The organism is Lacisediminihabitans sp., assembly GCF_043726815.1.
Lineage (GTDB): Bacteria > Actinomycetota > Actinomycetes > Actinomycetales > Microbacteriaceae > Lacisediminihabitans.
Genome location: NZ_JAYSJZ010000058.1, coordinates 39,084 through 56,276, shown reverse-complemented (window position 1 = coordinate 56,276; position 17,193 = coordinate 39,084). Strand labels below are relative to the sequence as shown.

Genomic DNA, 17,193 nt, shown 5'->3' with positions numbered 1-17,193 from the left:
TCCGGGAGCACACCCTCACGGGACGACGAGCACGGAAGTGCCGACGGCGATCTTCGCCATGGCGATGTCGCCGGCGGTGTCGAGACGGATGCACGCGTGACTGACCGCCCCGTCGTGCACCGCCGACCAGTGGATGCCGACGAGTCCCTGGTCGGGCCCGAATGGGTGGTCGGCCACCGCCGAATGTGCCGCGGTGAGGAAGATCGAGTGGCCGACCACCTGCTTCGGGTCGCTGTACCGCGCCTCGAGATAGCTCACTCCGACCGGCGTGGCCGTCGCCGCCTTTCCGATCCCGATCGGGTAGCTGGCGATCACCCCGCCGTCCGCCGTATTGACGATGGACAGGGTTCGCGCGCCGAGACGCACGAGCACGTGCTGCAGCGCCGGGGCGCCCACCACCAGCTGGTCGGTGCGCACCCAGGCCATGGTCTGGGCGGCGGCGACCCCGGTGCTCGACGCGCTCGGCAATTCACGCCTGCTGGGCGTGAGTATCTGGGTCCATTCGCCGTCGTGAACCACCACGGGAGCGACCACCGTACGTGAGCCCAGGAAGTTCAGGAAGGGCAGGGAGGCCACGGGCGGGCCGGTCCGATCGGCACCGTAGAGAGGCGTGAGGTCGGCCTTGAGGGTGAAGGTCTCGGTGCGAATGGGGAGGGCGGCGGCCGGGGCGGCATCGAGAAGGCCGGGGATCACCGCGTCGTAGTTCGCATCGGGCAGGGCGGCAAGTGCCGCGGCGTCGGGCGGCGTGTAGGCCGGGCCCGTCGCGGCAGGAGCGGTCGCCCGCATCGACGGCTGAGCGGCAGGCGGCGTCGCCGGGGCCGAAGGCCTCGCGAGCACGGCGACCCCTATCACCACCGCCACCACACCCGCGGTCGCTGCGGCGATCAGAATCCAGCGACGCGAACCACGACTGACAGACACCGACGCGCGCTCTGCGCCCCGCGAACGGCGGCCGCTAGCCCGAGACGACGGGAAGTCGCGGTGAGCTCGATGCCGCAAGAATCGTGTTCCGGATCGAGACCGTGCAGGTCACAGTGGCGCCGCCGTCCGTGCCCGAGCCGTTGCACTGGTCGACGGTCACGGGGAGCGCCGAGGTGATGGTGGACGGGCCGACGTTGCACTGCACGCGGATCACGCCTCCGCCCCCGGTACCGGAGCCGTTGCACTGGGTGATCGTGGCGTTGGTGGTGTTCGCCGGGAACGGGTCGCAGATCATGGTCGATCCGCCACCGCCTCCGGTGCCCGATCCGACGCACTGTTTCACCGTGGCGCCCGTGGGGGTGACCGTGCCGGTGATGTTGTTGAGGATCGTCACGCTGCAAATCACGTTGGTTCCTCCCCCGTTGCCGGAGCCATCGCACTGGGTCACGGACGTCGTGAGGGTCGGAAAGTTCTGGGTGAGCGTGATGCAGGTGGTCACGGGCGGGGCGCCGGCTGCACCGTGGCAGTCGTTGGTGGTCACGGAGGAACTGACCGCGCCCGTGGCGAGGTTGAGATTATTCGTGATGGTGACATCACAGACCACGGCCTGGCCACCGACATTGTCTGTGCCGTTGCACTGGTTGACCGCGGGAGAGGTGGGAGCGGCATAGCTCGCGAGCGGATGAACGCCGATCAGTGCGGAGACCGCGACGAGAAGCCCGAGAACAAAACCGGACCGCCGCAAATGAGACGTCGTGTTGCTTTTCATATTTATCGCTCCGTATGTTAACTGCACGGTAGCACGGACGTTGTCACGCGGTAGTATGACCGGCTCCGTCAATCTGCGTTCGGTGACTCAGCTGCGGCTGTACACCTCCCCCACGAGCTCCGCGAACAGCTCGTCCTCGTCGCGTTCGAGGCCCCGACGCCTGAACCACTCGCAGACGTTGTGGCAGTCGCGCTGCAACAGCGCCATCCCGCCGGGGTTGCTCACCACGTCCACCAGTTGCGGCAGGTCGATCGCCACGACGCGACCGCGATGCACGAGCAGGTTGTACGGCGAGAGGTCGCCGTGCGCGCTTCCCGCCTCCGCGAACACCCGCATGATCTCCACCACCTGGGCGTAGTAGCCGTCGAGCTCGGCGACCGGGCAGCGCACCTGGGCGAGCCGCGGGGCGGCGATCCGGCCCTCGCCGATGAACTCCATGAGCACCTCGGTGCCGTTCACCTGCACGGGGTAGGGCACCGCCGCACCGCGAGAGTGCATGGTGCTGAGGGCCTCGAACTCGGCATAGGCCCAGCGGGCCGCCGACACGGAGCGCCCGTAGGCGGATCCCCTGGCCACCGCGCGGGAATCGCGAGTGTTGCGCATCCGTCGACCCTCCCGGTATTGGGCCGAGCGGTGGAAGTCGCTGGTCTCGGGAGCGCGGTAGCGCTTCGCGGCGAGGATGGTCGACCGCGCCGGGTCGTCGGGCACGGCGCGTTCGATCAGGAAGACATCCGCCTCCTTGCCGGTCTTGACGATGCCGAGTTCGGTGTCGATGGCGGCCGCCGAGGTGACGACCCAGTCGGGACAGGGACGCGGGCCGCGCTCGCTGGGGGTGATCGCCGGCCAGGTGGACCAGCGCTGGTTCTCGCCTGGCTCGACTGTGGAAAATTCCAGGGAGGAATATGCGAGGAGGGAAGAGCTGAGGGCGACGAGATCGTCGTCGGAAACTGACACGGTGGGTTCTCCAGAGGCTGGAGGCCGCCGGGCGTTAGAGAGTGGCGGCCTCGATGAGTGAGGTGGCGTGGGGGCGCAGCACAAAGACGGTCATCATGGCGTCATCCCCTCTCATCGGCCGCTCGCGGAGCGGTGCCGTGTGGCTTCAGTGTAGCGAGGCCGGGCTTGCTTTCGCGCTCGTGGGCGGGGTGGCCGCCGCGGCCATCCCGGCGAGCGATCGCCGAGCCCTTATTCGGCGTCTGGACCGTCGCCGTCGACGGGCCGGCCTGTCCAGGCTCGCTCGACCGCAGCGTTGACGTCATCGGAGAAGCCACCGTTCCGAAGCGCCGCTCCCGCCTGGGGCGCCGCAACCAACCTTGCGAGGCGATTGACCTCGCTCTTGCTCAGGCCGAGCACCTCGGCGGTCTGCCGCTGGGACAGGCCGCTCAGGGTGCAGCGACGCACCGCCTGGGCCAGCACCAGCTGCATTGTCAGTTCGGCCGTCTCAACCGACCTCTTCGCCCTCGCGACCGCCGCCGCGCACTGCTGGCCGGTGACCGGAAAGTCCGGATACGGCGTGGCCGAGAACTCTTGTCCCATGGTTGGGACAGTACCACCCCGCGCGTCGGCACGGCTCTCGCGCGCGAGCGGGTTGTCGTCCGCCTCACCGCGGCCTATCGTCAGGGGCAACACCACCCACACGACGAGTGAGGAAACCATGAGCGACAACACCTACCGAGTGATCGAAGTCGTCGGAACGTCCCCGGATGGCATCGATGCGGCCATCCGCAACGGCATTGCCCGGGCGTCCGAGACGGTCCGTCATCTCGACTGGTTCGAGGTCATCGGCACCCGAGGCCACATCGAGGACGGCAAGATCGCCCACGTGCAGGTCACGATGAAGGTCGGGTTCAAGCTCGAGTGAGGGCCCCCGCGATCGGGCCGGTCAGACCGCGGCGGGCAGCAGGTCGGCGAGGAGCGCCTGCACCCGCGCCTTGATGTCGTCGCGGATCGGCCGGACCTCCTCGATGGGCTTGCCCTTGGGGTCGGTGAGCTCCCAGTCCTCGTAGCGCTTGCCGGGGAAGATCGGGCACACATCGCCGCACCCCATGGTGATCACCACGTCCGAGTCCTTGACCTGGTCGGTCGTCATCAGCTGCGGCACCGCCTGGGAGATGTCGATGCCCTCCTCGGCCATCGCCTGGATCGCCATCGGATTGATCTGGTCGCCGGGCTCCGACCCACCGGAGCGCACCTCGACGGCCCCGCCCGAGAGCGCGCGCAGGTAGCCGGCGGCCATCTGCGAGCGACCCGCGTTGTGGATGCACACGAACAGAACGGTGGGCTTGTCTGACATGGGTTTCCCTACTCTCGACTACTGCTCAAAGCATAGACCGCTATCTATGGGTTCGCGGCCCGATTCGACCAAAATTCAGGCGGCGTTCACCTGGAGAGACTCGAGAAGAGCCCGCACCCGGGCCTCGATGTCATCGCGAATCTCCCGCACCCGGCCAATCGGCAGGCCAACCGGGTCTGCGATCTCCCAGTCGAGGTATCGCCTCCCCGGGTAGACGGGGCAGGCGTCCCCGCAGCCCATGGTGATGACGACATCCGCCGCACGCACCACCTCGTCAGTCAGCGGTTTCGGAAACTCGCCGCCGATCGAGACGCCGATCTCGTCCAGGGCGGTGATCACCACCGACCGAACGGCGCTGGCGGGCGCCGATCCCGCGGAGCGGACCCGCACTCTGTCGCCGGCCAGGTGGCGCAGGATCCCGGCGGCCATCTGGGACCGGCCGGCATTCTGCACACAGACGAACAGCACCTCGGGCACACGATCCGGGGCGGCGGACTCGCTTCTCGCCAGGGCCGCCAGCCGGTCGGCGGCGAACCGCGAGGTGAGCGAGGGGAGGTAGCGCGTGATCCGCGCGCCCTCGGCCAGGAGGTCGTAGCTCTCCCGCACGTACCGTTCGACGGTCTCCGGGCCGAACACGCCGGAGAACCGCCTCGAGAGATCGGCCGCTATGCGCTCGAGCACACCGTCGGCCATGGCCGTGGCGCGCTGCCCCGTGAGCATCTCCGCCACGCGATCCGCCTGGTCCGGTTGCATCGAGAACCACGCGAGTCGGCCCTCGGGGGTTCGCTCCAGGAGACCCGCGTCGACGAGCGCCTTGAGGTGATGACTCACCGTGGGTTGGCTCAGCCGCAGCTCGGCGGCCAGTTCGCCCACCGAACGCCGCCCGGTCGGGCTGTCCATGATGAGCCCGAGGATGCGCGCCCTCGTCGGATCCGCGAGGAGCCTCAACACCGCGGACGGCGCGGACTCGGTATCCATAGATTGCAGTCTATGGGTCGGCGCGTCACCTACCGATTCGCTCGCCCCAGGAACTCGAGCATCAACGCCGCCACCTCGCTCGCATGGGTCTCCAGAAGGAGGTGCCCACCGTCCAGCAGGTGCACTTCCGCCTCCGGCAGGTCGGTGCGGAACGCCTCCGCGCCGGCCGGCACGAAGATCGGGTCGCCAGCGCCCCACACGACGAGGGCCGGCACCTGGCTCATCCGGAACCACTCGTGCACGGCCGGATACAGCTCAACGTTGGTGTGATAGTCGCGGAACAGGGTGAGTGCCACGTCGACATTCCCCTCCCGTTGCAGATTCGCGAAGTCTGACTGCCACGTGTCCGGGCTCACGAGCGACACGTCAAATGCACCGATGACGTACTGGTCACGGATGCTGTCGGCCGTCAGCCCCGCGCGCAGCGGCGCCTCGTTCTCGGGTGTCGGATGCGCGGTGTGCTCCCACAGTTCCGGCCAGAAGATCTCGCCGAAGCCGTCCGTGTAGGCGTTGCCGTTCTGGCTGATGACGGAGGTGATACGCGTCGGGTCGGCCAACGCCAGCCGCCAGCCCACCGGTGCGCCGTAGTCCTGCACGTAGATCGAGTATGTGCCGAGCTCGAGGAGGTCGGCGAGCGCGCCGACAACCCGAGTGATCGAGTCGAAGGTGTACGAGAATTCGTCGACGAGCGGGGAATCGGAATTGCCGAAGCCGAGGTAGTCGGGAGCCACCACGTGATAGCTCTCCGCGAGCAGGGGGATCAGGTTGCGGAACATGTGTGAGCTCGCCGGCGCCCCGTGGAGAAGCAGGATGTGCGGAGCCGCTGGGTCCCCCGCCTCCCGGTAGAACACCCGCCGTCCCTCGATTTCGACAAAGCGGTGATGGACCTGCACGGTGGTCACCTCAGGCCTGCGATGCCGGGTTGCGAGAGCGGGTGCGACCCCACGCGAACCAGATGACCGGACCGAGGAACGGCACCACGATCACGATGACGGTCCAGGCGCCCAGTTCGAAGGAGGGGATGCCGGGCCGACGAAGGATGCTCGCCAGAGCCGTCGCCCAGAGTGCGACCCACGCCGCGAAGACGACGAAGAGGATTGCGGTGTGCACGATGTTCGCGCTGTCCATTGGTTGCCCTGTCTATTGTTGGGTGGTGAGCGACGAGGCTTCTCGCCGGGCCCACTCGGAAAACGAGGTCGCCGGGCGGCCCAGCACCCGCTCGACGCCGTCGCTGAGGTAGGCGTCTTCGCCGCGGCGAATCCCCCCGAGCATCGCCATGCGCCACGCGATGTAGCCCTCGGGAGTGTTGGCCTCGCGAAGACGCTCCTCGTGCCGAGTGGGGTGCTCGTCCACGAAGGTGAAACCACGGCCCGCGTGCCGGCCCAGCAGGGAGACGGCCTCGTCGAATCCGACCGCACTCGGACCGGAGATGTCGATGGTGTCGCCGGCATAGCCCGGGTCGACCAGCACGGCGGCTGCCACCTCGGCGAGGTCTTCGATATCGATGAAGGGCTCGGCGCCATCCGCGACGGGGGCGAGCACCTCGCCGTTCACGGGCACGAACATCGCCTCGGTGAAGTTCTGGGCGAAGTGGGTCGGTCGAAGGATGGTCCAGTCGAGCGGACCGGCGCGCAGGGCCTCCTCGGCGAGCGCGACGGCTCCGCCCGGGAGGAATTCGACCCCTCGCGCCGAGAGGAACACCGCGCGCTGAACGCCCGCGGCCTTGGCCTCGACGAGGAGCTCGGTCAGGAGACCCGACCAGTCGGTCGCACTGCCGGGGCCGACCAGGAAGACGCCATCGATTCCGGCGAGCGCCGGTCGGTAGGTGGCGGCGTCACGCCAATCGAAGCGCACGTCGCCGCCGGTCCTGCTGGCGATTCGAACGGTGTTGCCGGCGGTGCGCAGGATCTGGGCCAGACGGCCACCGACCTTGCCGGTGCCGCCGATGATGAGATAGCTGTTCATGGTTCTCTTTCGACTTTCGAGTGGTGGGATGTGGGCGGGCGATCAGGAGATGACGAGGCGGTCGATCGTGGTTCCGCCGGCGTTGAGCGTGAGGCGGTACCGCAGCTCGACGATTCCGCCGGGGAAGTTGCCCTCGAGGCGGTTGATCGCCGTGGCCACCCGCCCGTCACGCTCCGCACCGATCAGAGTGCTCGTGTACTCGAACTCGGTGGCGGCGCGCTGGAGAAAGTCCAGTACCTCGGAACGCCCCGCGTAGTGGGTGCCGCCATCGGTGACGGTCGCGGCGGGGGCGAAGAGGGAGGCGGCCGCGCCGGGGTCTGCCCCCTGTGATCGTTCGAGATAGGCGGAGACGACCCCCGGTAGCGCGGCAATGTCGATGTCGGTCATGGTGTCCCGTCTTGAGGTCGGTCAGTTCGATGGAGCGAGGGTCGGGGCTGGATTCTGTGCCGCGGTCGCGATCGCGGCATGGGTCTGTCGGGAGCCGGCGAAGTAGAGCCGAATCGACTTGATGCCGATCGTTGCGATCAACACCGTGATGCCGGCCAGGATGGCGATCGCCAGCCCCTGCCAGCCGAACGGCCGCAGGATCACAAGCCATTCGATCGCGTATCCGCTGACCGCCGCGAAGGGAAAGGTGAACGACCAGAAGCCGAGCGAGAAGCGCAGCGCGCGATAGCGGGGAATCAGGAAGACCTGCATCAGCACCATGACCACGGTCAGGCCCGCGAGAGCGTATTCGACGGGTCCGACCTGCGCCCCGCCGATCGCAAACCAGGCCGTGCCGGCGACGGCCGGCGGGGCCACGATGATGGCGAGCGTGGGAGTCAGCGGAGCGGGCAGCGCCGGCCGAGTCGCGAGCCGAACCATCAGGGCGGCGAAGATCGCGACCCAGAAGAGGATTCCCACGGCGAACGCGCCGATGGCGAGGGCGGTGAGCCCCACCTCGGCGGCCGTCGTCGCCGCGACGAGCCCGGCGGCCACCGTGGGCAGGAAGTATCCCCCGTGCATCGAGTCCGCCTGGAGCGACCCGCTCGTCCAGAAGGTGAGCAACCACCCCGCGAACAGGGCCGCCGCGACTATCGATGCCACGACCAGAACGACGCCAGCCACCGGGATCAGGCGGTACAGGGTGGCCCCCAGCAACATCCCGACGATCGGCACGAGAGCGGCGATCGGACCCTGCGCCGGGTGTCTCAGCTGGCCGGCCAAGGAGTCGGCGCTCCGGGCCCCGCGCACCGAGTGCGCCACTATCAGCCACACCCACGAGATCGCCGCCAGCACCCAGAGGGCATCGGCGATCGCGGCCGGCCAGCCGAGATCGCTGCTCGCCCCGGTCCACACCGCCGCCAGTCCGGAGAGACCGAACGGAATCGCCAGCGTGTTCAGCGGGATGCGGGTGGGTGTCGCGAGTGAGGTCATGGCCCTATCCTAACGCTTTCTTTCTCAATAATCCATTAGTAGGATTTCGCGACTCTCACGGGGCGGGGATGACGACGGGCAGGTCGCTCTGGATGTCCAGCCGAGAGATCGACCAGACGCCGTGGCCCTTGACGAACGTCGCCGCGTAGTAGCCCGACTCGTAGGCGGTGATGGTGCCCGGGGCCCCCGCCGTGCCGGCCGGCCATCCCCCCGCGGGCTCCGCGGCTCCCTGGATGGCGTAGGTGGTGAACTGCATGCTGAGATGGCCGCCGGACTCCGACGCTGTGGAGATCGGGGCCGTGATCACGTGATGTTCGGCGCCCAGCGCGGGAAGGGGCGCCTGGGCGTGAGCCACCGCGTTGGCGATCGCCGGGCGTCCCACGATCGGGGTCGTCACCGCCGAGTACCCGCCGGAGCCATCGGGCGCGAGGATATTCACGGAACCGTGCTCGGTGAACAGCGCCGCGAGGGTGGCCCCGTCACGATGGTCCGTTGCGTGGACGTACTCGGAGAGCACCTCCTGCATCTCGACCGAGGCTGCGGCATCGACCCGCGTCGAGGGGGATCGGGCCGGCACCGTCGCCGCGGCGGCGGCGCCCGCCGCGCCGATCACGAGCACGCCGGCGAATGCAACGCTGCGCCAGGCTGTGCCTGGAATGGTGATGAATGGGTTCTGCACAGTGGTTCTCCTTGCTGGTCGGTGAGGTGCGCCGGGGCGTCAGGCCAACGGCGATCGGGCGGGCGGCTACACGAAGTAGGCGTCCATCATCGGGATGTCGCTGATGTAGGTGTCGATTCGGGATGCCCTGCCGGCCTCCAGGGTCACGGCCGAGACGAGATACTCGTCGAGGATCAGGCCGTTGTGGCTGCCGGTGTTGTGCAGGGTCATTGCCACGCCGTCCGGGCTGACCATCCCGTTCTGGATCTCGATCTGCACCTCGTACCCGGCGAGCTTCTGCAGTCGGCCGAAGATTCCGTCCACCCCGACGGTCTCGCCAGAGACCGCGTTGCTCCCGGGCAGCGCCCACACCACGTCCTCGGTGACGAGTTCCGTCAGTCGCTCCCGGTCCAGGGTCGACAGGGCGGCGCGCAGGTCGTTCACGAATTCGGCACGACTTTCGTAGGTAATCAAGGGGTTCTCCGATGCATTGTTGAGAGTGTTTTGAGACGGATTGTTGGCTTGGAGGCACCATCGCCCTCGGCACGAGTCTGCGCGCCGGGTCCGGTCAGGTCCATGCAGTTTTCTTTCGCCACCACCACAATCAGATTGATGGTGGGCTCACCGCGACGGTGCGTTCGGGCGGAGTGTGCAGTTCAGCCGGCGTAGAGGGATCGTGCCGCAGCGATGAAGTCCTCGACCTCGGGCCGCGGACGGGCGGCAGCGACGGTGGCGAGGGCGACCGTGTATGGCGGGGCGTCGGTCACGGGCCGGTAGACGATGTCCGCGCGCTGGTAGTATCGCGCCGCGGTCTCGGGCAGCAGCGCGATCCCGTGCCCGAGCGCCACCGCCTCCAGCTTCTCCTCCATCGTGCGAACCCCCGGGAAGGCGGCGTCGCGACCGGTGCCGTGAACGGGCGCGGCGTCGTACCGCAGCATGGGCTCGTCGGCCAGGTCGCCCAGAGTCACCGAGGTCATGGCCGCGAGCGGATGGTCAACGGGGAGGGCGATCATCTCCGCGTCGTCGAACAGGTCCACCACCCGCAGACCCGTCCCCTCCACGGGGGTTCTGATCCACGCGACGTCGACCCGGCCGCCGAGCAGGGCGGCTCCCTGCTCGTCCCACTCGATGCGATGGGCGACGACCACGACATCCGGATGGCGCCGGGTGAATCTCTGCACCACCGGGGTGATGATGATCCCCGGGCGGAATCCAATCGACAGGGTGGCCACACTGCCGCCCTCCGCCCGCACCCGACGACGGGCCGCGAGGCTCGCCGTCAACAGGGACGACCCCTCGAGCACGAGGGCGTGACCGGCCTCGGTCAACGAGACCGCGTGCGTTCCCCGAACGAACAGCCGAACGCCCAGGTCGCGCTCCAGGGCCTTCACCGCGCGGCTGAGGGCGGGTTGGGCGACACGCAACTCCTCGGAGGCGCGGCGAAAGTTGAGGTGCGCGGCCACGGCCAGGAAGTACCGCACCTTGCGCAGGTCCAGTTCAGTTCCCTGGTCGAGATACAACGCGGGCGCGGTCATGCCGGAACCGCATCACGGTGGTCGTTTTCGGTCTTGGACACGCACCGGCTCTGTCGCGGATGCTGGAGCAGGCCACCCACACGAGTGGCCGTGCAGCAGTTCACACCTTGGAGAACCCCGTGCCAACAGTACTTTTCGCCATCACCGCGTCGCCGATCTGGACGATGAAGGACGGCTCGACGATTCCGGCGGGCTTCTGGGCCGAAGAGGTCGTCGACCCGTACGACATCCTCACGGCCGCGGGAATCACGGTGAGATTCGCCACTCCGCACGGGGCGCCCGCCCCGCTCCAGTCCTACAGCCTCGACGAATCGATGACCGGTTCCGCCGAGAGGTCTGCCGAGCTTCGGGCGGCCCTCGCCGTGCTGGCCACCGACCTGGCGCACCCGATCGCCCTGGCCGAGGTGGACGTCGACACCATCGACGCCATCTACATCCCGGGAGGAACCGGACCGATGGAGGATCTCTTCCGCGACGCCGATCTCGGACGCCTGCTGGGCCGGCTTCAGGCCCGCAACGCCTTCATCGCCGCAGCCTGCCACGGCACCATCGCCCTGCTGTCGGCTCGCACCGCCTCCGACGCGTGGACCTTCGCGGGCTACGAGCTGACGGGATACACCAACGAGGAGGAAGCCCTGGGTGGGCCAGGAGACGCGGCCCCGTTCACGCTCGAAAACCGGCTTCGAGCCGAGGGAGCCGGGTACGTGTCCGGAGTCCCGTGGACCCCGTTCGTCGTCACCGATCGCAATCTCATCAGCGGGCAGAACCCCGCCTCCGCCGCCGAGGTCGCCCGGCAGCTCGTCGCGTCCCTCGCCTGACCGAGGCCGTGGGGTGGCGGTGCTCACACCGCCACCCGCGCGGCGCACGGAACGACCGGCGGCAGTCCGCATCACGCGGAGATGTAGCTGCCGACGGCGCCCGGCACGGTACCCGCCGACGAGGAGACGTAAGAGCCGTTTCCGTCGGAGCCGACGACCGACACTCCCGTGAAGCTGCCGGATCCGAGAACCGGGACACCGGAGCTGACGTAGTGGCCAATGACACCACGGGAGACCGAGGGCGCCAGGCCGTCGCCGCGAGTCAGGAATTGAGAGGTGCGCGATGGGGCGTGTTGGGACATTGCGTGCGGCTTTCGTCGAGGGGATGGTCATCCCATTCTCTCCTGCCTAATGGTTAAAGTAAAGTTAAACCATTAGTTGCCCGCGGTGCCGCGTCGAGCGGGACGCCCTAGGCGGAGACCGCCGCCCGCGCGTGGCGCGCGACCCGCTCCCGGTTGCCACAACCCTCCGGGGTGCACCACTGGCGCTTCGCGTTCAGCGCGACGAAGAACATGCTGCAGGTGGGTGAGGCGCAGCGCCTCAGCCGATCCGCGCTGCTCCCGGTCAACACCGAGATGGCCGATCGCGCGGCGACCGCCAGCGAGAGCGCGCCGGGGGTCTCCGCCACCCACCGCACGCGGGAGATGGTGGTGGTCCCGGTCGTCGACAGCTCCGGTTGGGCGACCGCGGCGGCCGCCAGCTCGTTCACCAGGCGAAGCGCCTCCTCGTCGAAGGGCGCGCCGTCCACCTTCGCGTCGAACAGCGTGCGGATCGCCGCCCGCAGCCGCTGGGCGCTCACCAGGTCCGGTGCGCCCGAGCCCTCGGGCAGTTGATGCTGTTCGATCCCCCAGAAGGCCTCGTTGCGCCGAGCGTCTCCAATCAGGTCCAGCGGAGGATCGAATGACATCTTGACGGTGTCGGCGAGGTCGACGGCGAGCGGCTCTCCGGCCACGACCAGTCCGGCCTCACGGGCGGCTTCCTTGGAAACGAGTGACGGCGTGCGCATGCCGACAGTATACTCCGCAATAACGGATAACCCGGCAATTGTGCATTAGTTCGTCGACGTCGCGCCGCCAATTCCTAGGCGACGTCACCGCCGAACAGCCCGTCCGGGTCGAACCGGCGCCGCAGGTCGTTCACCCGGGCGGCCGTCGCGTCGTCGAAGGACTTCTGCGGTGCGCCGAGCCTCTCGACAAAGCTCGGCACCGTGTAGTCGGAGGTCCATGGGGCGAGTACCGAGCGGAGGCGGTCGAGTTCCGCCGCCACCTGTTCTTCGGCGTTCGGCCCGGCGATGATCCCGACGGCGAAGAAACCGTACTCGCCACTGACCGAATTCACCGCGCCGCCGGTGGGATCGGCGACGGCGAGAGCCCCGCCCAGTTGGCGCAGTTCGACGACGGCGAGGCTTGCCGCCGACGGCTCTGCCACGGCTTCGGTCAGGGCATTGACGGCGCCCGCCCCGAGCTCAGTCAGCGAGACATGGTCACCGAAGAACGGAACAGGAACGGGGGGATCGGCGTGGGTGGTCGACACGTCGAGCGCGCCGCCGCGGTGCCAGGTGTCCAGGAGGGGGGTCACCCTCGCACGGATCGGGTCGAGCAGTCCGTTGATCACGTCCGTCGCGCTGAGGTCGCCGGCTTCGAGCACGGCACCGTCGATGCAGACCACCGGCCCATCGGTGAGTTCGGCGGGAAGGCCGGGCTGCGGGGGGATGCGCATCACCCGGAACGCGGTGGACGCGCGGTCGCTGGCGGTGCGGCACCAGGCATCCCAGGCCTCCAGGACGGTGGCCATCGCGGACGCCGGCCAGAACGTCGAGCCGGTCACGACGGAGGGGACATCGACGAGACCGACGGTCACCGACGTCACGACCCCGAATCCGCCGCCTCCCCCGCGCAGCGCCCAGAAGAGGTCGCTGCCGCTCTCGGCGTCGACCGTGACCAGGGAGGAATTGGCCAGCACGAGGGTGATCGAGCGAACCGAGTTCGACGCGACTCCATGCCTGCGGCCGTAGAAGCTGATGCCGCCCTGGAGCAGGTAGCCGATGGCGCCGACGGTGGCACTCGACCCGTGAAGCGGGGCGAGACCGAACGGCGCGGATGCCGCGACGACGTCGCCCCAGGTCGCGCCGGCGGGAATCACCGCGGTCTTCTCCGCGGGGTTCACAAAGACTGGGGAGTCCATCTCCGTTCGGATGAGCAGGGCATCACCCATCGGACGGACCGAATTGAACCCGTGCCCGGTCGACTGAACCCGCACCTTCACCGCGCGCTCCCGGGCGAGAGTGACGAGATCCTGCACCTGGCTGCTGGTGGTGGCCACCGCCGCGGCGATCGGCGCGATCGTGGAGCGCAGGTTGTAACTCGCGGTTGCCGCCGCGTAGCCGGCATCGCCGGGGACAGAGAGAGTCGGTGGCGTCGTGACGGGGGAGGTCATGAGTGATCCTTTTCGTACTGTCGGTAATCTAATGTATTTCTTAAGCCTAAAGCATTAGGACGCCGCGACCCTGCGCTTCGGGTGATTCAACCACGGCGGGTCCGCGGGATGCTGATGAACAGGATCACGCCCGCCGCAGACACCGCGGCGGCCACGGCGAAGACCGTGCCGAACGCCCCCATCGTGGGAACGGACACCCCAGACGTCGTGGTGGCGTTCGCCGCCAGGGTGAGACCGACGAACGCGGAAGCGAGGCTGGATCCGAAGGTGCGCATCACGGAATTCAACCCGTTCGCCGCCGCGGTCTCCGACGCCGAAACCGCCCGCATGATCTGGGTGGGCATGGCGGCGTAGGCGAAACCGATACCGAGCCCTGCCACGATGGTGAGGCTCACCACCTGCCAGAGCTCGCCGTGCAGAAACGCCGCGGCGAGGAAGCCGGCCACGAGGATCAGCCCGCCGATCGAGAGGCTTGTGCGCGGACCCCGCGCCGCGGACACGCGCGCGGCAAGGGGTGCAATGAAGAACATCACCAGGCCGAGGGGCATCAGGCAGAGGCTCGACAGGAGAAGGCCCTGACCGAGTCCCACGCCGGAGCCGACCGGCGCCTCGAGGATCACGGGCAGTCCGGCCGACACCGTGAAGAAGGCGAAGCCGATCGTGATCGACCCGAGATTCGTGAACAGGACCGGACGCTGTGCCGCGAGTCGAAGGTCAACGAGCGGGAGCGGGGTGCGCAGCTCGAGGGCTCCCCAGACCAGCAGCACAGCGACCCCTCCCGCCAGCAGGGCCACCGTGGCGGCGCTCCCCCATCCCCAGGTGGAACCCTTGGAGAGGGCGAGCAGGATGCCGACCACGCCGATCGCGAAGCCCACCGCTCCGAGAAAGTCGAAGCTGCCGCCGGCGCGAGGTCCCGCCACCGGGATGAAGACCCACACCAGCACCATGGCGATCAACGCGAGAGCCGCCGAGAACCAGAAGAGCACGTGAAAGTCGAAATTCTCCGCGATCCAGGCCGCCGCCGGCAATCCGATCGCCCCGCCGACCCCGAGGGTGGCGCTGACCAGCGCCACGGCTCGGCCGAGCGCCCGAGAGTGGATGACGTCCCGCAGGATGCTGATGCCCAGGGCCACGACCCCCAGTCCGATGCCCTGAAGCGCTCGACCGACGATCATGGGAGCGAGGCTGTCGGAGAACGCGCAGACCACGGACCCGGCCAGCGTCAGCAGCAGGAGGATGAGGACAATCCTGCGTTTGCCGAACATGTCACCCAGCCGACCCGTGATGGGGGCGGTCACCGCGGCGGCCAGAAGCGTGGCGGTGAGTACCCAGGCGGCGTCCCCGCCGCCGGCGTGAAGCAGCACGGGCAGTCGAGGGATGATGGGCGTCACGACGGTCTGCATGAAGGCCGCGATGAGCCCGGACGCGGCCAGGGCGAAGGTGATGGCACGGTCGTTGTGCCGGCGCCGCGGCGCAGCGGGAACGCCGTCGGAGTCGGTGACTGAAGCGGGAGTGTCGGTCGTCGGGATCATGGCGTGCTCCTCTTGGCGGCGACGGCGGTCACCTCACGTGCGCGGAATGGCACGGGCCCCGGAGACTCCGGGGCCCGTGGTGTGGCATGAGCCGGGCTAGGCGTGCGCGAAATCGGTGGTGTGGGCGATGAGCTTCGAGGCGTCGTAGTCGCCCTGGAGGTCATCGATCTTCACCCCGATCCGGCCCATGGCGTCGGAGCCCAGGATGATGCGGTGGACCGTCGGGTTGTTCGTGAGCTGCTCGTAGATCACGCGCGCGGCACGCCGGGGATCGCCAGGGAACATGATGTCGCTCAGCGACTTGACGTTCTGCATGGCCCGGAAGAAGTTGCCGGACGTGGCGTCGTAGTCCGGCAGAAGTTCGCCGGAGAAGTGCGTGCGCCCGTCGATCCCGGTGAGAAACGAGCCAGGCTCGATGAGGATCGCCTTGAGCCCCGAGGGCTCGATCTCCTGCCAGAGCGACTCGGTGAGGCCCTCCAGCGCGAACTTGCTGGCGGAGTAGAACGCGTTTCCCGGCAGGCTCGCGATGCCGTCCATGGACGACATGTTGACGATCATCCCCGACCTGCGCGCCCGCATCGCCGGCAACGCCAGGCGCAGAAGAGCGACGGCCGCGAAGAAGTTGACCTCGAAGACCTTGCGGTAGTCCTCCTCCCGCTGCTCCTCGATCGCGCCGAGGTAGTCGATTCCTGCGTTGTTGACCAGGTAGTCGATCTTTCCGAACCGCGAGTGGGCCTGGTCGATCAGTTTCTTTCGCTGACCCGGGTCGGCGACGTCCACCGCCACGACGAGGGACTTCGTCGGGTAGCGGGATGCCAGCTCGTGCATCGCGGCCTCGGTGCGCGCGGCCAGCACGACCTCGTCGCCCCGGGAGAGCACGTGCTCGGCCAGGTCGTAGCCCAGCCCGCTGGAGGCGCCGGTGATCAGCCATGTCGATGTGGTGTTCATGATGGTTCTCTTCTCTTGTCGGTGGGTCGTGGATGCGCGCTAGGCGCTGGCGGGAAAGTCGGCGGAGGCGCTCACGCTCGCCCACTTCTCGGTCTCCGCGGCACGGGCATCCGCCGCCGACCGGATCAGGCTCACCGCTCCGGCGCCGAGCACGAGGCGCAGGGGCAGGTCGTGGCCGTTGACCGTCTCGACGATCACCTTCGCCGCCCGCTCCGGATCTCCCGGCTGATTGCTCGCGTTCGCGGCGCGGTAGGCGTTGAGGGCGCCCACGGTCTCCTCGTAGTCCGCTCCGACGGCGTGGAGCTGCATGGATGAGCCCTGCCAGTCGGTTCTGAACGCCCCGGGCTCGACGATCATCACCCTGACTCCGAAGGGTCGCACCTCATTGGCCAGCACCTCGGAGAAGCCCTCGACGGCGAACTTCGCCGTCTGGTACGCCCCCATTCCCGGAGTGCCGCCGACCCGCCCACCCACCGAGGAGAACTGCACGATGGTGCCGGAGCGCTGCGCGCGCGTCACGGGCAGAGCGGCCCTGGTCACGTTGACCGTGCCGAACAGGTTCGCCTCGACCTGGCCGCGGAAGTCTTCGTCCGTCATCTCCTCGATCGGCGCGCTGTTCGCATAGCCGGCGTTGTTCACGACCACGTCGAGGGATCCGAACTCCTCCACGGCGAACCTCACGGCCGCCTTCGCCGAGGCGTCATCGGTCACGTCCAGGGCGAACGTCCGCACGCTCTCGCCGTGGGCCTCCACCAGGTGCGCGAGTTGTTCGGGGCGGCGCGCGGTCGCGACGAGCCGATCGCAGCTGGCGAGCACCGCCCTGCTCAGCTCCGCACCGAACCCTCGCGAACTGCCCGTAATGAGCCATGTCTTCGTCATCGGATGCTTCCAATCGGTAGGTGGTGCGAAACAACTAAACGGTTA

General features: G+C 68.4%; 22 protein-coding genes. 2 read left to right on the top strand and 20 right to left on the bottom strand.

What is annotated here, in order from left to right:
• Positions 1-15: 15 nt before the first annotated feature.
• The 4 genes from ACHZD8_RS07805 to ACHZD8_RS07790 all read right to left on the bottom strand — a co-directional run bounded on the left by ACHZD8_RS07805 (position 16) and on the right by ACHZD8_RS07790 (position 3,223).
• Positions 16-921 (bottom strand): L,D-transpeptidase, encoded by a 906-nt coding sequence (locus ACHZD8_RS07805; RefSeq protein ID WP_394769646.1) that lies wholly within the window; start codon positions 919-921, stop codon positions 16-18.
• Between the two features lie 34 nt (positions 922-955).
• Positions 956-1,690, bottom strand: a complete 735-nt coding sequence (locus ACHZD8_RS07800) for a hypothetical protein (protein WP_394769645.1) — start codon at positions 1,688-1,690, stop codon at positions 956-958.
• Between the two features lie 87 nt (positions 1,691-1,777).
• The gene (locus tag ACHZD8_RS07795; protein WP_394769644.1) at positions 1,778-2,644 is read right to left on the bottom strand and encodes a serine protein kinase RIO; all 867 of its coding nucleotides are present in this window, start codon (positions 2,642-2,644) and stop codon (positions 1,778-1,780) included.
• Positions 2,645-2,872: 228 nt separating this feature from the next.
• A complete protein-coding gene (locus ACHZD8_RS07790; protein ID WP_394769643.1) occupies positions 2,873-3,223 on the bottom strand; it encodes a hypothetical protein in 351 nt (116 codons plus the stop codon).
• Positions 3,224-3,341: 118 nt separating this feature from the next.
• Between ACHZD8_RS07790 and ACHZD8_RS07785 the strand changes: the two genes are divergently transcribed.
• The gene (locus ACHZD8_RS07785; protein ID WP_147785031.1) at positions 3,342-3,548 is read left to right on the top strand and encodes a dodecin; all 207 of its coding nucleotides are present in this window, start codon (positions 3,342-3,344) and stop codon (positions 3,546-3,548) included.
• A gap of 21 nt (positions 3,549-3,569) precedes the next feature.
• On the opposite strand, the gene ACHZD8_RS07780 is transcribed toward ACHZD8_RS07785, so the two are convergent.
• From ACHZD8_RS07780 to ACHZD8_RS07735, 10 genes are all read right to left on the bottom strand, one after another.
• The gene (locus tag ACHZD8_RS07780; RefSeq protein WP_394769641.1) at positions 3,570-3,980 is read right to left on the bottom strand and encodes an arsenate reductase ArsC; all 411 of its coding nucleotides are present in this window, start codon (positions 3,978-3,980) and stop codon (positions 3,570-3,572) included.
• A gap of 75 nt (positions 3,981-4,055) precedes the next feature.
• Positions 4,056-4,958 carry a metalloregulator ArsR/SmtB family transcription factor gene (locus ACHZD8_RS07775; RefSeq protein WP_394769640.1) on the bottom strand — a complete coding sequence of 301 codons (903 nt, stop codon included), beginning with the start codon at positions 4,956-4,958 and terminating at the stop codon, positions 4,056-4,058.
• 29 nt (positions 4,959-4,987) lie between these two features.
• Complete coding sequence (locus tag ACHZD8_RS07770; RefSeq protein WP_394769639.1) at positions 4,988-5,851, bottom strand: alpha/beta fold hydrolase; 864 nt, start codon at positions 5,849-5,851, stop codon at positions 4,988-4,990.
• A gap of 10 nt (positions 5,852-5,861) precedes the next feature.
• On the bottom strand, positions 5,862-6,086 hold the full coding sequence (locus ACHZD8_RS07765) for a PLDc N-terminal domain-containing protein (RefSeq protein WP_394769638.1): 225 nt from the start codon (positions 6,084-6,086) through the stop codon (positions 5,862-5,864).
• A gap of 12 nt (positions 6,087-6,098) precedes the next feature.
• The gene (locus tag ACHZD8_RS07760) at positions 6,099-6,923 is read right to left on the bottom strand and encodes an NAD(P)H-binding protein (protein WP_394769637.1); all 825 of its coding nucleotides are present in this window, start codon (positions 6,921-6,923) and stop codon (positions 6,099-6,101) included.
• Between the two features lie 42 nt (positions 6,924-6,965).
• Positions 6,966-7,310, bottom strand: a complete 345-nt coding sequence (locus ACHZD8_RS07755) for a hypothetical protein (protein WP_394769636.1) — start codon at positions 7,308-7,310, stop codon at positions 6,966-6,968.
• A gap of 21 nt (positions 7,311-7,331) precedes the next feature.
• Complete coding sequence (locus ACHZD8_RS07750; protein WP_394769635.1) at positions 7,332-8,342, bottom strand: transporter; 1,011 nt, start codon at positions 8,340-8,342, stop codon at positions 7,332-7,334.
• A 55-nt stretch (positions 8,343-8,397) separates the two neighbouring features.
• A complete protein-coding gene (locus tag ACHZD8_RS07745) occupies positions 8,398-9,021 on the bottom strand; it encodes a nuclear transport factor 2 family protein (protein WP_394769634.1) in 624 nt (207 codons plus the stop codon).
• Positions 9,022-9,087: 66 nt separating this feature from the next.
• Positions 9,088-9,474 (bottom strand): nuclear transport factor 2 family protein, encoded by a 387-nt coding sequence (locus ACHZD8_RS07740; RefSeq protein ID WP_394769633.1) that lies wholly within the window; start codon positions 9,472-9,474, stop codon positions 9,088-9,090.
• Between the two features lie 182 nt (positions 9,475-9,656).
• Positions 9,657-10,535, bottom strand: coding sequence for a LysR family transcriptional regulator (locus ACHZD8_RS07735; protein ID WP_394769632.1), 879 nt, complete (start codon positions 10,533-10,535; stop codon positions 9,657-9,659).
• 119 nt (positions 10,536-10,654) lie between these two features.
• Between ACHZD8_RS07735 and ACHZD8_RS07730 the strand changes: the two genes are divergently transcribed.
• On the top strand, positions 10,655-11,353 hold the full coding sequence (locus ACHZD8_RS07730; RefSeq protein WP_394769631.1) for a type 1 glutamine amidotransferase domain-containing protein: 699 nt from the start codon (positions 10,655-10,657) through the stop codon (positions 11,351-11,353).
• A gap of 71 nt (positions 11,354-11,424) precedes the next feature.
• On the opposite strand, the gene ACHZD8_RS07725 is transcribed toward ACHZD8_RS07730, so the two are convergent.
• The 6 genes from ACHZD8_RS07725 to ACHZD8_RS07700 all read right to left on the bottom strand — a co-directional run bounded on the left by ACHZD8_RS07725 (position 11,425) and on the right by ACHZD8_RS07700 (position 17,148).
• Positions 11,425-11,655, bottom strand: a complete 231-nt coding sequence (locus tag ACHZD8_RS07725) for a hypothetical protein (protein ID WP_394769630.1) — start codon at positions 11,653-11,655, stop codon at positions 11,425-11,427.
• A 107-nt stretch (positions 11,656-11,762) separates the two neighbouring features.
• Positions 11,763-12,359 carry a CGNR zinc finger domain-containing protein gene (locus ACHZD8_RS07720; protein WP_394769629.1) on the bottom strand — a complete coding sequence of 199 codons (597 nt, stop codon included), beginning with the start codon at positions 12,357-12,359 and terminating at the stop codon, positions 11,763-11,765.
• Between the two features lie 74 nt (positions 12,360-12,433).
• Positions 12,434-13,789: an FAD-binding oxidoreductase gene (locus tag ACHZD8_RS07715; protein WP_394769628.1), complete on the bottom strand. Its 1,356-nt coding sequence runs from the start codon at positions 13,787-13,789 to the stop codon at positions 12,434-12,436.
• Between the two features lie 86 nt (positions 13,790-13,875).
• Positions 13,876-15,321 (bottom strand): MFS transporter, encoded by a 1,446-nt coding sequence (locus ACHZD8_RS07710; protein ID WP_394769627.1) that lies wholly within the window; start codon positions 15,319-15,321, stop codon positions 13,876-13,878.
• A gap of 96 nt (positions 15,322-15,417) precedes the next feature.
• Entirely contained in the window at positions 15,418-16,269 is an 852-nt protein-coding gene (locus ACHZD8_RS07705) for an SDR family NAD(P)-dependent oxidoreductase (protein WP_394769626.1), read from the bottom strand.
• Positions 16,270-16,308: 39 nt separating this feature from the next.
• Positions 16,309-17,148, bottom strand: a complete 840-nt coding sequence (locus ACHZD8_RS07700) for an SDR family NAD(P)-dependent oxidoreductase (protein WP_394769625.1) — start codon at positions 17,146-17,148, stop codon at positions 16,309-16,311.
• Between the last annotated feature and the right edge of the window lie 45 nt (positions 17,149-17,193).

Excerpts from the sequence above, each read along its gene's own strand:
- ACHZD8_RS07715 (WP_394769628.1), bottom strand. The coding sequence starts at position 13,789 with ATGACCTCCCCCGTCACGACGCCACCGACTCTCTCTGTCCCCGGCGAT.
- ACHZD8_RS07725 (WP_394769630.1), bottom strand. The coding sequence starts at position 11,655 with ATGTCCCAACACGCCCCATCGCGCACCTCTCAATTCCTGACTCGCGGC.
- ACHZD8_RS07720 (WP_394769629.1), bottom strand. The coding sequence starts at position 12,359 with ATGCGCACGCCGTCACTCGTTTCCAAGGAAGCCGCCCGTGAGGCCGGA.
- ACHZD8_RS07700 (WP_394769625.1), bottom strand. The coding sequence starts at position 17,148 with ATGACGAAGACATGGCTCATTACGGGCAGTTCGCGAGGGTTCGGTGCG.
- ACHZD8_RS07735 (WP_394769632.1), bottom strand. The coding sequence starts at position 10,535 with ATGACCGCGCCCGCGTTGTATCTCGACCAGGGAACTGAACTGGACCTG.
- ACHZD8_RS07765 (WP_394769638.1), bottom strand. The coding sequence starts at position 6,086 with ATGGACAGCGCGAACATCGTGCACACCGCAATCCTCTTCGTCGTCTTC.
- ACHZD8_RS07775 (WP_394769640.1), bottom strand. The coding sequence starts at position 4,958 with ATGGATACCGAGTCCGCGCCGTCCGCGGTGTTGAGGCTCCTCGCGGAT.
- ACHZD8_RS07785 (WP_147785031.1), top strand. The coding sequence starts at position 3,342 with ATGAGCGACAACACCTACCGAGTGATCGAAGTCGTCGGAACGTCCCCG.
- ACHZD8_RS07755 (WP_394769636.1), bottom strand. The coding sequence starts at position 7,310 with ATGACCGACATCGACATTGCCGCGCTACCGGGGGTCGTCTCCGCCTAT.
- ACHZD8_RS07780 (WP_394769641.1), bottom strand. The coding sequence starts at position 3,980 with ATGTCAGACAAGCCCACCGTTCTGTTCGTGTGCATCCACAACGCGGGT.
- ACHZD8_RS07760 (WP_394769637.1), bottom strand. The coding sequence starts at position 6,923 with ATGAACAGCTATCTCATCATCGGCGGCACCGGCAAGGTCGGTGGCCGT.
- ACHZD8_RS07790 (WP_394769643.1), bottom strand. The coding sequence starts at position 3,223 with ATGGGACAAGAGTTCTCGGCCACGCCGTATCCGGACTTTCCGGTCACC.
- ACHZD8_RS07750 (WP_394769635.1), bottom strand. The coding sequence starts at position 8,342 with ATGACCTCACTCGCGACACCCACCCGCATCCCGCTGAACACGCTGGCG.
- ACHZD8_RS07800 (WP_394769645.1), bottom strand. The coding sequence starts at position 1,690 with ATGAAAAGCAACACGACGTCTCATTTGCGGCGGTCCGGTTTTGTTCTC.
- ACHZD8_RS07705 (WP_394769626.1), bottom strand. The coding sequence starts at position 16,269 with ATGAACACCACATCGACATGGCTGATCACCGGCGCCTCCAGCGGGCTG.
- ACHZD8_RS07710 (WP_394769627.1), bottom strand. The coding sequence starts at position 15,321 with ATGATCCCGACGACCGACACTCCCGCTTCAGTCACCGACTCCGACGGC.